This is a genomic window from Prescottella equi (assembly GCF_002094305.1).
GTDB classification, from domain to species: domain Bacteria; phylum Actinomycetota; class Actinomycetes; order Mycobacteriales; family Mycobacteriaceae; genus Prescottella; species Prescottella equi.
The window spans coordinates 797,691-810,748 of sequence record NZ_LWTX01000001.1 but is presented as its reverse complement, the minus strand read 5'-3'; the positions used below and the strand labels follow the sequence as shown (position 1 = coordinate 810,748).

At 70.0% G+C, this 13,058-nt stretch carries 11 protein-coding genes and 1 other RNA gene; 6 read left to right on the top strand and 6 right to left on the bottom strand.

The features are described 5' to 3' along the window. Positions 1-7 precede the first annotated feature (7 nt). The 4 genes from A6I89_RS03950 to A6I89_RS03935 all read right to left on the bottom strand — a co-directional run bounded on the left by A6I89_RS03950 (position 8) and on the right by A6I89_RS03935 (position 6,614). Positions 8-508, bottom strand: coding sequence for a hypothetical protein (locus A6I89_RS03950; RefSeq protein WP_044991210.1), 501 nt, complete (start codon positions 506-508; stop codon positions 8-10). 14 nt (positions 509-522) lie between these two features. Further along, on the bottom strand, positions 523-3,537 hold the full coding sequence (locus A6I89_RS03945) for a bifunctional [glutamine synthetase] adenylyltransferase/[glutamine synthetase]-adenylyl-L-tyrosine phosphorylase (protein WP_037084084.1): 3,015 nt from the start codon (positions 3,535-3,537) through the stop codon (positions 523-525). Between the two features lie 97 nt (positions 3,538-3,634). Next, positions 3,635-4,975: a type I glutamate--ammonia ligase gene (gene glnA / locus A6I89_RS03940; protein ID WP_013416420.1), complete on the bottom strand. Its 1,341-nt coding sequence runs from the start codon at positions 4,973-4,975 to the stop codon at positions 3,635-3,637. 67 nt (positions 4,976-5,042) lie between these two features. Further along, positions 5,043-6,614 (bottom strand): alpha/beta hydrolase, encoded by a 1,572-nt coding sequence (locus A6I89_RS03935; RefSeq protein ID WP_022596610.1) that lies wholly within the window; start codon positions 6,612-6,614, stop codon positions 5,043-5,045. A 189-nt stretch (positions 6,615-6,803) separates the two neighbouring features. Here A6I89_RS03935 and panB point away from each other — a divergent pair, with 189 nt between their 5' ends. The 4 genes from panB to A6I89_RS03915 all read left to right on the top strand — a co-directional run bounded on the left by panB (position 6,804) and on the right by A6I89_RS03915 (position 10,131). Next, entirely contained in the window at positions 6,804-7,643 is an 840-nt protein-coding gene (gene panB / locus A6I89_RS03930) for a 3-methyl-2-oxobutanoate hydroxymethyltransferase (protein WP_005512410.1), read from the top strand. 124 nt (positions 7,644-7,767) lie between these two features. Beyond that, entirely contained in the window at positions 7,768-8,229 is a 462-nt protein-coding gene (locus tag A6I89_RS03925; protein ID WP_013416423.1) for a hypothetical protein, read from the top strand. Positions 8,230-8,232: 3 nt separating this feature from the next. Further along, positions 8,233-9,189: a prolyl aminopeptidase gene (pip, locus tag A6I89_RS03920; protein WP_022596611.1), complete on the top strand. Its 957-nt coding sequence runs from the start codon at positions 8,233-8,235 to the stop codon at positions 9,187-9,189. 45 nt (positions 9,190-9,234) lie between these two features. Continuing rightward, positions 9,235-10,131 (top strand): CHAD domain-containing protein, encoded by an 897-nt coding sequence (locus A6I89_RS03915; RefSeq protein WP_005512405.1) that lies wholly within the window; start codon positions 9,235-9,237, stop codon positions 10,129-10,131. A 75-nt stretch (positions 10,132-10,206) separates the two neighbouring features. Here the strand turns inward: A6I89_RS03915 and A6I89_RS03910 are convergent, their stop codons facing one another. Together A6I89_RS03910 and rnpB are read right to left on the bottom strand one after the other, a co-directional pair. Further along, positions 10,207-10,392, bottom strand: coding sequence for a hypothetical protein (locus tag A6I89_RS03910; protein WP_005512404.1), 186 nt, complete (start codon positions 10,390-10,392; stop codon positions 10,207-10,209). Positions 10,393-10,765: 373 nt separating this feature from the next. After that, positions 10,766-11,193: RNase P RNA component class A (gene rnpB, locus A6I89_RS03905), an RNA gene on the bottom strand. A 76-nt stretch (positions 11,194-11,269) separates the two neighbouring features. Here rnpB and A6I89_RS03900 point away from each other — a divergent pair. Beyond that, positions 11,270-11,797, top strand: a complete 528-nt coding sequence (locus A6I89_RS03900; RefSeq protein WP_005512401.1) for a DUF1697 domain-containing protein — start codon at positions 11,270-11,272, stop codon at positions 11,795-11,797. Between the two features lie 23 nt (positions 11,798-11,820). Further along, complete coding sequence (locus A6I89_RS03895; protein WP_044991192.1) at positions 11,821-13,056, top strand: SLC13 family permease; 1,236 nt, start codon at positions 11,821-11,823, stop codon at positions 13,054-13,056. Positions 13,057-13,058: the final 2 nt, after the last annotated feature.

Sequence of the window (13,058 nt, the reverse complement as noted above, 5' to 3'; positions counted from 1 at the left end):
GAGTTTCTCAGTCGACGTCGTAGACCTCGGTGGCCGGCACCGCCAGCAACCGGTCCGTCATCTCCTGCTTCAGCACGACCAGGCGGGACTCCTCGGCGTCGGTGCGCCCGCTCCTGTTCACCAGTTCGATGAACTCGTCCGCCACGAATCCGCCGCGCACCTGCAGCGTCACGGAGGAACCGCGGTAGTCGAGCCGAAAGACGTAGTTGGCGAGTGTGCTTCCGCGCTCCGGCCGGGCCAGCGCGGGATCCACAACGTACCGACCGCCGGTCACTGCGCGCGTCACCATCTCGAAGGCGTCCCGCACGCCCGGTCCGCCGTGCGCCGTGGCGATCTCCACCTCACGACGCTCGATCGGGTGCCCCTCGTCCAGCAACGGCAGCGCGCGTTCGAGCACCTTGAACGCGTGCGCCACACCGCCGGGCGCGCTGGGCCCGTGGTATCTCATCAGATCGCCGAACGTGTAGACGAGCGGTGCCCCGCCCTCGACGACCGATACCTCCGACACTTCCGACCTCACGATCACTCCCCTCCGAACACCCTCTGCACCACGGCCTTCGCCCGCCGGGTGACCCGCAGGTAGTTGTCGAGGAACTCGTTGGCGTCGCCGCCCGGCCAGCCGGCCACCTGCGCGACGGCGGCGAGCACCTTGCCCGGTCCGGGCAACTGGTCGGTGGGCTTGCCGCGCACCAGCACCAGCGCGTTGCGTGCCTTGGTGGCGAGCAGCCAGGCGTCGCGCAGCAACTCGACGTCGCTCTCGCTCAACAGCTCCGCCGCACCGATGGCGTCCAGCGTCTCGAGGGTCGACGTGTTGTGCAGTGACGGGATCTCGTGCGCGTGCCGCAACTGGATCAGCTGCACGGTCCACTCGATGTCGGCGAGGCCGCCGCGACCGAGCTTGGTGTGCGTGGCCGGGTCGGCGCCGCGCGGCAACCGCTCCGAGTCGACGCGGGCCTTGATCCGCCGGATCTCCCGCACCGCCTGCTCCGACACCCCACCCTCGGGGTACCGGGTCTTGTCGATCATGTGCAGGAACCGCAGCCCCAGCTCTGCGTCCCCCGCGACCGCGTGGGCCCGCAGGAGCGCCTGCACCTCCCAGGCCTGCGCCCACTGCGCGTAGTACGCCTCGTACGACGTGAGTGTCCGCACCAGCGGGCCGCTCCGTCCCTCGGGCCGCAGGCCGATGTCCACCTCGAGCGGCGGGTCGGTACTGGGAGCGCCGAGCAGGGTCCGCACCCGGTCGCCGATCAGGTTGGCCCACTTCACCGCCCGCGTCTCGTCGACGCCCTCGTGCGGCTCGCACACGAACAGCACGTCCGCGTCGGAGCCGTAGCCGAGTTCGCCGCCGCCGAGGCGGCCCATGCCGATCACCGCGAACCGCGCCGGTGCGGGCTCTCCCGCCTCCGCCTCGTGCGCGCGGATCACCGTCGCGAGCGCGGCATTGAGTACCGCCGCCCACACCGACGACAGCGCCTTGCACACCTGCGGGACGTCGAGCATGCCGAGGATGTCGGCGCTCGCGACGCGCGCCAGCTCGTAGCGGCGCAGCGAGCGGGCGGCACCGATGGCCCGCACCGGGTCGACGTACCGCGCCGACGACGACAGGATGCCCCGCGCGACATCCTCGGGCTGCGGCTCGAGCAGTCGCGGACCGGACGGGCCGTCCGCGAACAGCCGGATCACGTCGGGGGCCTTGATGAGCAGGTCCGGGATGTACGCCGAGGACCCGAGCACCGTCATGAGACGCTGCGCCACGGACGCCTCGTCCCGCAGAAGCCGCAGGAACCACGTGGCGTCGACCAGGGCGTCGGACAGGCGCCGGTACGCGAGCAGGCCGGCGTCCGGATCCGGTGTGTCACCGAGCCATTCGAGCAACGTCGGCAACAGCAGGGCCTGGATGCGTCCCTTGCGTGACGCCCCACCGGTGAGGGCGGTGAGGTGGCCGAGCGCGTTCTGCGGCGCCGAGTAGCCGAGCGCAGCCAACTGGCGGACCGCGGCGTCCGGGCTCAGCCGCAGGGCTTCCTTGTCGATCCGCGCCACCGACTCGAGCAGCGGACGGTAGAACAGCTTGGCGTGCAGGCGCCGCACCCGGTGCGAGTTGCGCTTGATCTCCGCATTCAGCACCCCGAGCGCGTCGTTGCGCCCGTCGGGGCGCATGTGCGCGGCGCGAGCGAGCCAGCGCAGCGCTTCCTCGTCGTCCGGCGGCGGCAGCGTGTGGGTGCGCTTGAGCTTCTGCAACTGCAGGCGGTGCTCGAGCAGGCGCAGGAACTCGTACGAGGCAGTGAGGTTCGCGGCGTCGTCGCGACCGACGTATCCGCCGGCGGCGAGAGCCGTCAGGGCGTCGACGGTGCTCTTGACCCGCAGCGACGTGTCGGCCCTACCGTGCACCAATTGCAGGAGCTGGACGGCGAATTCGACGTCCCGCAGGCTCCCGCGACCGAGCTTGAGTTCCCGCTCGCGCAGTTCCGGCGGCACCGAGTTCTCGACCCGGCGGCGCATCGCCTGCACCTCCGGCACGAAGTCCTCGCGCTCGGCCGCCGTCCACACCATCGGGCCCAGGGCCTCGGTGTACTGCCGCCCCAGGTCGAGGTCGCCGGTCATCGGCCGGGCCTTGAGCAGCGCCTGGAATTCCCACGTCTTGGCCCACCGCTTGTAGTACGCGATGTGCGAGTCGAGGGTGCGGACCAGCTCCCCCCGCTTGCCCTCGGGACGCAGGGCGGCGTCGACCTCGAAGAAGGCCGCCGACCCGATACGCATCATCTCGCCCGCGATGCGGCTCGAGACCGCATCGGACGGTTCCGCGACGAATACCACGTCGACGTCGCTCACGTAGTTGAGTTCCCGCGCACCGCACTTGCCCATCGCGATGACCGCGATCCGTGCCGGGCACGGCTCGTCGGGAGACACCGCGGTGACGGCGACCGCCAGGGCCGCGGTGAGCGCGGCGTCGGCCATGTCGGAAAGCTGGTGCCCCACAGTCTGATATGGGACGACGGGCTCGTTCTCGACGGTGGCGGCGAGGTCAGCAGCCGCCAGCACCATCATCTGATCCCGATAGCACTTGCGGAGGGCGGCAATCGCTTCCGGCCCGGTGAGCTCGGCGCGGTACAGCATCGACGACGCGTTCGGGCCGGTCTCCGGGACGGCACCGACGCACGCGAGCAGCCGCCGCGTCATCTCTTCCTTCGACGGCAGCGTCATGTCGCCCGCCAGCAGCTTCCACGACGACGGGTCCGCGACGAGGTGGTCACCGAACGCGCTGGACGCACCGATCAGCCCGAACAGCCTGCCGCGCAGGCCCTTGTCGGTGTGCAACGCGCTGTCGAGCTCGGCCCACGCGTCGCCGAGCCCCTCCTGGATGCGCACCAGCGTGCGGAGGGCCAAATCGGCATTCGCGGCCCGCGACAAGGACCAGAGCAACTCGACCGAGTCGAGGTCGGACCAGCCGATCGCCTTCAGCTCGTCCGGAGCCGTGGGCTCCACGAGCCCCAGTCGGCCGACCCCGGGGACCGCCGAGCGAGCATACGGAGGCTTCACCGGAGCACCCCCGTCCGGACGTCGTCACCAGCGGAACATGGACCGGCCGGACGGGGCACGCGCGTCACCTCTCGGGATCTTCCTGGTCGGATCGGCCCTACAGGCCGAGGTAGGCCTTCAGCTCGAAGGGAGTGACCTGGCTGCGGTACTCCTCCCATTCGCGTCGCTTGTTGCGGAGGAAGAAATCGAACACGTGCTCACCGAGCGCCTCGGCGACGAGTTCCGACTTCTCCATCTCGGCCAGGGCTTCGGCCAGGCTGCCGGGCAGCGGCTTGTAGCCCATGGCGCGACGCTCGGCGCCGGTGAGCGCCCACACGTCGTCCTCCGCCTCGGGCGGCAGCTCGTAGCCCTTCTCGATGCCGCGCAGTCCGGCGGCGAGCAGGACGGCGAACGTCAGGTACGGGTTGCATGCCGAGTCGGGGCTGCGGACCTCGACGCGCCGCGACGACGCCTTGTTCGGCGTGTACATCGGCACGCGGATCAGCGCGGACCGGTTGGACGGGCCCCATGTCGCGGCCGTCGGCGCCTCGCCGCCGTGGACGAGCCGCTTGTAGGAGTTCACCCACTGGTTGGTGACGGCACTGATCTCGTTGGCGTGCTCGAGGATGCCGGCGATGAACGCCTTACCGGTCGCCGACAGCTGGTTGGGGTCGTCCGGGTTGTGGAAGGCATTGGTGTCGCCCTCGAACAGGCTCATGTGCGTGTGCATCGCCGAACCGGCCTGATCACCGAAAGGCTTGGGCATGAACGACGCCCGCACACCCTCGTCGATGGCGACCTCCTTGACGACGTACCGGAACGTCATCACGTTGTCGGCCATCGAGAGCGCGTCGGCGTAACGCAGGTCGATCTCCTGCTGGCCCGGCGCGGCCTCGTGGTGGCTGAACTCCACCGAGATGCCCATCGACTCGAGCGCGTCGATCGCGTGGCGACGGAAGTTCGGTGCCCGATCGTGCACGGCCTGGTCGAAGTAGCCGCCGCTGTCCGCGGGGACCGGTGGGCTGCCGTCGATCGGCCCGTTCTCCAGCAGGAAGAACTCGATCTCGGGGTGCACGTAGCACGAGAAGCCGAGGTCACTGGCCTTCGCCAGCTGGCGGCGCAGCACGTGCCGCGGATCGGCCCAGGACGGGGTGCCGTCGGGCATCGCGATGTCACAGAACATGCGCGCCGAATGCTGGGCGCCGTCCTTGTGTGCCCACGGCAGGATCTGGAAGGTCGAGGCATCCGGCTTGGCGACCGTGTCCGCCTCGGAGACCCGCGAGAAGCCCTCGATCGCGGAGCCGTCGAAGCCGATTCCCTCCTCGAAGGCGCCCTCGAGTTCGGCGGGCGCGATCGCCACCGACTTCAGGTAGCCGAGGACGTCGGTGAACCACAGCCGCACGAACCGAATATCGCGCTCTTCGAGGGTGCGTAGCACGAACTCCTTTTGGCGATCCATGCTCGCGAGCGTAAGCACATCGCGTTAAATCTGTGTTACATCGTGAAATCGGTCTCGTCGGCGCAGCTCAACACGTCAGGTCCCCATCGGGAACGGTGAGGTCCACGAAGTAGCGCGTGAGCGGATCGTCGATGCACGCGACACCGTCGAACGACGCGGTGTGCTGCGCGCCCCGGTACGTCACCAGCGCGGCGTCCAACTGTTTCGCCAGGTCCACGCCCGCCTGGTAGGGGGTGGCGGGGTCCTGCGTCGTCGACACCACCACGAGCGTCGGCAACCCCGCGACCGACGCCGGGTCGATCGCGTGCGGCGCACCGGTGTTCGGCACGGGCCAGAACGCGCACGCGTCGAGCGGTGCGTTGCCGGTCCCGCGCCCGTCGTCGAGGAACGGGGCGGCCTCCCGGTACCGCATGTCGGCCTCCCCGGCCACGGCCCGGTCGGTGAGCGGCGGATCGTCGACACACCGGATCGCGTTGAACGCGTCGTTGATGTTCGAGTAGCTGCCGTCGTCGGCTCGCCCCTCGTACAGGTCCGCCAGCAGCAGGAGCGTGTCGCCGTTGCCTTCCGCGAGACTCGACAGCCCGCCGCGCAGCGAACTCCACAGGCTCGGCGAGTACAGCGCCTGCGTCACACCGGTGATCGCGTCCGAGTAGCTCAGGCCCCGCGGGTCGGTGGTGGCGGCCGGTCGCGCGACCAACGGCTCGACGAGGGCCCGGAAACGCGCGTTCGCGGCGCTCGGATCGGTGCCGAGTGGGCAGTTCGACGTCTGCGCGCACTCCGCGGCGAACGCGTCGAACGCCTGCTGGAAGCCCGCTCCCTGGAGCACGACCTCCTCGACCGGATCCTGCTCGGGGTCGAGAGCGCCGTCGAGCACCATCGCCCGCACGTTCCGGGGGAACGTCTCCGCGTACTGCGTGCCGATCCGAGTGCCGTACGAGAATCCGAGGTAGTTCAGCTTCGCGTCGCCCAGCACCGAGCGGATGACGTCCATGTCCCGCACCACCTCGCGGGTACCGACGTGCGCGAGCAGGGGCAGCCCCGAGCGTTCCGCGCAGCGGGCGGCATACGTCCGGTTCTTCTCCTCGACGTACGCGATCCCCGCGGGGCTCATGTCGACGTCCGCGTCGCGCCGCTCGGCGTCGCTCTCCTGCGGGGTCAGGCAGCGCACCTGGGGTGTGGACGCGCCGATCCCCCTCGGATCGAAGCCGATCATGTCGAACCGCTCGGCCAGTTCGGTGCCCTCGGTGATCGACGCCGAACTCAGTCCGGACGCACCCGGGCCACCGGGATTGACGAGGATGGAACCCAGCCGGGCCCCGGTCGCCGGCGCACGCGAGATCGCGATCTGTGCGGTGTCCCCGGCGGGCGCGGCGTAGTCGAGCGGGACCGTGACCTTCGCGCACTCGAGCGACGCGCTCAACTCGTCCCCGTCGGTGGCGAAGCCGTCGCACGACCCCCACGTGATCTGCTGCGTGTAGAACGCCTCGAGTCCGGGCGGCACCTCGCCCGCGCCGGCGACGGCCTCGGCCACAGGCGTCCCGACGACGGTGTCCGATCTGTCCGCCGAGCTGCAGCCGGCCGCCAGGACGGCCACCGTCCCGATCGCAGCGGCCACGAACAAGCGGGGTCTGGACTGCATACCTAGATCGTGCCACGCGACCCTGAACCCCCGGTCGAGCCGCTGAACGCGGGAGAGGGGCGCGGCCGGGTGTGACGAACGGCACCGAAACAGCCCTACGAGGCTTCGCGACGCGGTGGCAGACTGAGACGCGTCAGCATCCCACCCGGGGACCCGCACGGCGGGCCTCGAGGCCAGAAAGGGACAACGATGTCCGAAAACGCTGTCTACGGCTCCGCCGCACCCGCGGCCCCCAAGCGCAAGACCCGCATCCATCACCTGCAGGCGATGAAGGCCGAGGGCACCCGCTGGGCCGAACTCACCGCATACGACTACTCGAGCGCCCGACTGTTCGAGGAAGCCGGCATCCCGGTCCTCCTCGTCGGCGACTCGGCCGCGAACGTCGTCTACGGATACGACACCACTGTGCCGGTCACGATCGACGAGATGCTTCCCCTGGTGCGCGGCGTGGTGCGCGGCGCACCGCACGCCCTCGTGATCGCCGACCTGCCCTTCGGCAGCTACGAGGCCTCCCCGCAACAGGCGCTCGAGACCGCGTTCCGCTTCATGAAGGAGGGACAGGCGCACGCCGTCAAGCTCGAAGGCGGCGAGCGTGTGGCCCCGCAGATCGCGGCGCTCACCGCGGCCGGCATTCCCGTGCAGGCCCACATCGGCTTCACTCCGCAGTCCGTCAACAGCCTCGGCGGATTCCGGGTGCAGGGCCGCGGCGACGGCGCCGAGCAGCTGGTCGCCGACGCGATCGCGGTCCAGGAGGCCGGTGCGTTCTCCGTCGTCATGGAGATGGTCCCGGCGGAACTCGCCGGACAGGTGACCCGCAAGCTCACCATCCCGACCGTCGGCATCGGCGCCGGTAACGAGTGCGACGCCCAGGTGCTGGTGTGGCAGGACATGGCCGGGTACACCAGCGGTAAGACCGCGAAGTTCGTCAAGCGCTTCGGCGAGGTCGGAACCGCTCTGCGCGACGCGGCAGCCGCCTACGCCTCCGAGGTGGAGTCCGGGGCCTTCCCCGCCGCGGAGCACAGCTTCTGACGCTGCCCACACGGCAGACGACGGGAAGGCCGGCCGACGAGATCGGACGGCCTTCCCGTTTTTTGGCACACTCGACATTCCGGACTGCGCAGCAGCCACCCCCGATCAGAACCGAGGTGCATCCATGACCGCACGCCGAGGACGCCTCGCGGCGACCGCCGCCGCGACCGCCGCACTCGCCGCCCTCGTCGGCGGGTGCAGCAGCACCGGCGATTCCCCGACGCCCGGTAACAGCGCACAGACGTCCGCGCTGACGTCGGCCCCGTCGGCCCCGCAGCCCTCGGCCACAGCGGGCGGGAACAGCGGTTCCGTCACCGGTGTCACCGACGCCCAGGCTGCGCAGCTGTGCTCGGACATCGACGAGCAACTGCAGAACTGGCGCACCTACACGCCGACGATCGGCAAGGGCGGGCTCAACACCGTCGTGATCTCGTGGGCCACCACGAACGGCGTCGACCTGCTGAAGCTCGCCGGTGACCGCGGGCAGGTCGACGCGATCACCAGCGCGCAATGTCCGCAGGTGCGCGACGGTGCGCTGTACGCGCTCGAGATCCCCGATCTCGCGTCCGCGCTGATCGGCTTCTGAGCCGTGCGGACGCCGTACCCCCCGATCGCGCCGCACCGCACGGGATTCCTGTCCGTCGGTGACGGGCAGAGCGTCTACTGGGAGGTCAGCGGAAATCCCGACGGCAAGCCGGTCGTCTTCCTGCACGGCGGTCCGGGCGGCGGCACCGATCCCGCGCACCGCAGCTTCTTCGATCCCGCGGCCTACCGGATCGTGCTGTTCGACCAGCGCGGCTGCGGGCGGTCCACGCCCCACGTCGCCGACGGCGCGGACCTCTCGGTGAACACCACCGATCACCTCGTCGCCGACATCGAAGCGCTACGAGAACATCTCGGCGTCGACCGCTGGCAGGTCTTCGGCGGCTCCTGGGGATCGACGTTGGCCCTGACCTACGCGCAGCGATACCCCGAACGCGTCACCGAACTGGTGCTGCGCGGAATCTTCCTGCTGCGCCGCACCGAAATCGACTGGTACTACAACGGCGGCGCCGGGAACCTCTTTCCCGAGCGATGGGAGCAGTTCCTCGCGCCGATTCCGCCCGAGCAGCGCTCCGGCGACCTCGTCGAGGCGTACCACGAGCTACTGCACTCCGACGATCCCGATGTCGCCGTGCGAGCGGCGATCGCGTGGTCCGGTTGGGAGGGCGCCACCAGCACGCTGCTCCCCCGCCCCGAACGAATCGACGAGACGTCCGAGCCGCGATTTGCCTTGGCATTCGCGCGGATCGAGAACCATTACTTCCGCAACGCGGGCTTCATCGACGACGGCCAACTGCTGCGCGATGCCGCTGTTCTGGAATCCGTCCCGGGTGTGATCGTGCAGGGCCGCTACGACGTCGTCTGCCCCGCCACCAGCGCGTGGGAGCTGCACCGGGCGTGGCCCGGCTCCGAACTGCACATCGTCGACGACGCCGGCCACGCGGCCGCCGAGCCCGGCATCACCCACCACTTGGTCGAGGCCACGGACCGCTTCCGCGCCTGACGGTTTCGGTCGACGCGTAGCCACCGGCACTGGTAGACCTGAAGCGTGGCCGCACAGAAGCACGGGCGTGGAGATTCGGTGCCCGACGTGATCGTTCCCGCGGCGCGGGGACACTACGAGCGACTGGTGTCGCTCGCCGTCGACGTGCGCGCGGACGCCGACGATTCCGTCCACCAGATGCGCGTGTCCACCCGCCGCCTGCGCAGTCTGCTCGGCTCGTACAAGCACGCGTTCCCGTCGGAGGCAACCCGCACGGCGCGCGCCGAACTGCGCTGGCTCGGATCGGTTCTCGGCAAGGCCCGGGACGCGGAGGTGCTCGCCGAGCGCTTCTCCGCCCTCATCGACGCACAACCCGGTGACCTCGTCGTCGGGTCCGTGCACCAGCGGCTGGTCGGGACGCAACAGGACCTGTACCGGGCCGCCCACGCGAGCGCGGTGGAAAGCCTCGACGAGCCGCGGTTCGCGGCGCTGTGCGCGCTGCTCGACGAGATCACTTCCGGCCGGCACCCCGTCCCCGCGGAGGTGACCCTGCGCTCCGGCCTCGACAAGGCCCACCGCCAGCTCCGCAAGGCTGCGAAGAAGGTCCGCCGGCTCCTCGACGACGGCGCCGAGGCGGGGCCGGCACTGCACCGGGTTCGCAAGCGGGCCAAGAAACTCCGGTACGCCGCCGAGGCCGTCGCGGTGGCCGAGCCGTCGGCGGCCGATGTCGGCAGTGCCGCAAAGGCTCTGCAGACGGTCCTGGGCGATCACCAGGACGGTGTGCTCGCCCGCGCGTGGATCATCGACACGGTCGCGCAGGCCCGCGAGGACGACGAGGACACCTTCACGTACGGGCTGCTGTACGCCACCGAGGAGCAGCGGGCCGATCGTGCCGTCGACGCGCTGCCGCAGCACGTCAAGGCGATTCGGCGCGCCTACCGACGGCTCGAGCGGAAGTCCTGAGGCAGCTCCCGCGCAACACCCCGGGCGTCCCCGGCCGCCGGCGCGAGCCGCGCCGACGGTCCGAGGCGGGTCAGGTCAGGCGTTCCACTCGTCGTCCGCGTCGTCCGCGGCCTTGTTCCGTTCGGCCGCGGTCTGCAGCGCCCGCTCGGCGCTCTCCCGGTCCGGATACGGTCCCATCCGGTCGAACACGTTGGCCGCCTTACCCTGGCTGACCGATCCGTCGCTGAGGCTGAAGTACCACTGCTTGTCGTCGTCGCTCATACCCCACAGTGTGCCCCGCCGAACGCACGGCCACCACGCCATCCGGGATCGGCGCGTGACGGCCGCGTGACATCACGGTGAAGTCGTGGACGTGGGTCTGTGACAAAACGCTGCCGACTGCTAATCTCTGCGCGTACCGCGCATTCTCGCCGACGCCTCGCGTCACTGGATTCTCGACGCGCTGGCGTCACAGATCGGAGCCCCGCATGTCCTACATCATCTTCGACACGCTTCTTCCCTACCTCGGCCAGACCGGCGCCGAGTACTGGGCCAAGCTGCTCATGATCAACCCGATCGGCGGCTACTTCCAGTAGGACATGCAGACGAAGGCCCCCGGTGTGCACCGGGGGCCTTCGTCGTATCGGCGTGTGGGCGGACGAGTTGGCGTGTAAGCCGGATCCTGTCCCCTGCGCTCGCGCGCCGGGTGGCGACCATCCATCTGGGCACACCGTCGCCGGGTACCTCGAGCAGTCCACCCGCAGGCTCGGGCGAGCAGCCCTCGAACACCTGCGCAGCCGCACCCGTGGTCCCGGAGGACACCGGTGCGGCCTTCGACCTTGCTCCGGGCGGGGTTTACCTAGCCGCCCCGGTCACCCGGGGCGCTGGTGCGCTCTTACCGCACCTTTTCACCCTCACCGACGCCTGAGCGTCGGCGGTCTGTTTTCTGTGGCACTGTCCCGCGAGTCACCTCGGGTTGCCGTTAGCAACCGCCCTGCTCTGTGGAGTCCGGACTTTCCTCGGCCCCGGGCCTGACACCTCGAGGATGTCGGTTCCCGTAGCCGCGGCCGCCCGGCCAACTCGTCCGCACGACAAGACTACTGGGTGCGGTCGCCGTGTCCGAACCCGCGGTGTCGGTGCTCGGCACTATCGTCGCGCCATGACTCGTTACGTGGCACTTCTGCGGGGAATCAACGTCGGCGGGATCAACATCAAGATGGCCGACCTGCGGCAGGTCTTCGTGGACCTCGGGTTCGACGAGGTGAAGACCGTCCTCGCGTCGGGCAACGTCCTGTTCTCCTCCGACCAGGTGGACGTCGCCGGCCTGAAGGCCACCATCGAGACCGCACTCCGGAAGGTGTTCGGGTACGAGGCGTGGGTGTTCGTGCTCGAGACGGCGACGCTGGCCCGGATCGTCGACGCCTACCCGTTCGATCCCGAACGCGCCGGCTGGCACCCGTACGTGATGTTCACCGCCGAGCCGTCGGTGCTTGGCGGACTGCTCGAGGTGCAAGACCGGCTCGACCCGGACATCGAGCGCATCGCGGGCGGCGACAATGTCCTGTACTGGGAGGTCGAGCGTGGGCGCACGCTCGACAGCACATTCGGGAAGAACACGGGCAAGCCGAAACTCAAGGCGGTGACCACCACTCGCAACCTGCGCACCCTGGTGAAACTGCTGAAGTAGCCGCTGCGTGACATCATTCGTCGGTGATGATTGTGGCGGTGCTGCTGGTAGCCGCTGTGCTGATCTTCGCAGTCACACGCCCGCGCGGGCTGCCGGAGATAGTCGTCGCCGGCCCGGCCGCCCTCGTCGCACTCGCTGTCGGCGTGGTGACGCCGAGCCAGGCATGGGACGAGATCACCGCCCTGGCACCGACGGTCGGATTCCTCGCGGCGATCCTCGTGCTCGCCCACCTCGCCGACGCGCACGGGGTGTTCACCTGGGTCGCGGGTGTCCTGACGCGGACGGGCGGGGGTCATCCCCGACGCCTGCTCGCGCTCGTCTTCGCGGTCGCCGCCGCAACCACTGCCGTCCTCAGCCTCGACGCGACCGTCGTACTGCTCACACCGGTCGTCATCCGGGCGGCGCGGGCACTGCGCGTCTCGGTGCGTCCCGGCGCGTATGCGACGGCCCACCTGTCGAATTCGGCGTCGACGCTGCTGCCCGTGTCGAATCTGACGAATCTGATCGCGTTCTCCGCGACGGGGTTGACCTTCGTCCACTTCACAGCGGTGATGGCGCTGCCGTGGCTGGTCACGGTGGTGATCGAGTTCGCGATCTTCCTGGTGTTCTTCCGCCGCGAACTGACCGGCCCGGACGGCCCCCTCCCCACAGCGACGACGGCGGCGGAGCCCGCTCCGGTTCTGGCGTTGGCGGTGCTCGCCGCGACGCTGGCCGGATTCGCGCTGGGCGGGCTGGTGGGTGTCGCGCCGGGGTGGATCGCGGCGGCGGGGGCCGCGGTGCTCGCGGTGCCGGCGCTCAGGGACGGACGCACGACGCCGAAGCGCATCGTCTACGCCGCCGACGTGTGGTTCTGCGCGTTCGTCCTGGCGCTCGGTGTGGTGGTGGCGGGTGTGGCCGCCGGACCGATCGGCGAGTGGATCGGCGAACGTCTGCCCGACGACGCCGGTCTCGTCGGCATGCTGGCGACCGCCGCGATCGCGGCCGTCGCCGCGAACCTGCTCAACAATCTCCCGGCGACGCTGCTGCTGCTCGCAGCGCTGGGACCGGGCGCGCCGACCGGACTGGTGCTGGCGCTGCTGATCGGGGTCAATCTCGGGCCCAATCTCACCTACGTCGGTTCGCTCGCCACGATGCTGTGGCGCCGCGTCGCTGCGGCCGGCGGGTGCCGGCCCGAGCTCGGCACGTTCACCAAGCTCGGGCTGGCCACCACACCACTGACGATCGTCGCGGCGACGACGGCGTTGTGGTTGGTCCTGTGACC

Bases quoted from the DNA above. Each gene is read 5' to 3' on its own strand.
- A6I89_RS03925 (WP_013416423.1), top strand. From the start codon at position 7,768: ATGACCGCACGCCGAGGACGCCTCGCGGCGACCGCCGCCGCGACCGCC.
- A6I89_RS03900 (WP_005512401.1), top strand. From the start codon at position 11,270: ATGACTCGTTACGTGGCACTTCTGCGGGGAATCAACGTCGGCGGGATC.
- A6I89_RS03910 (WP_005512404.1), bottom strand. From the start codon at position 10,392: ATGAGCGACGACGACAAGCAGTGGTACTTCAGCCTCAGCGACGGATCG.
- glnA (WP_013416420.1), bottom strand. From the start codon at position 4,975: ATGGATCGCCAAAAGGAGTTCGTGCTACGCACCCTCGAAGAGCGCGAT.
- panB (WP_005512410.1), top strand. From the start codon at position 6,804: ATGTCCGAAAACGCTGTCTACGGCTCCGCCGCACCCGCGGCCCCCAAG.
- A6I89_RS03935 (WP_022596610.1), bottom strand. From the start codon at position 6,614: ATGCAGTCCAGACCCCGCTTGTTCGTGGCCGCTGCGATCGGGACGGTG.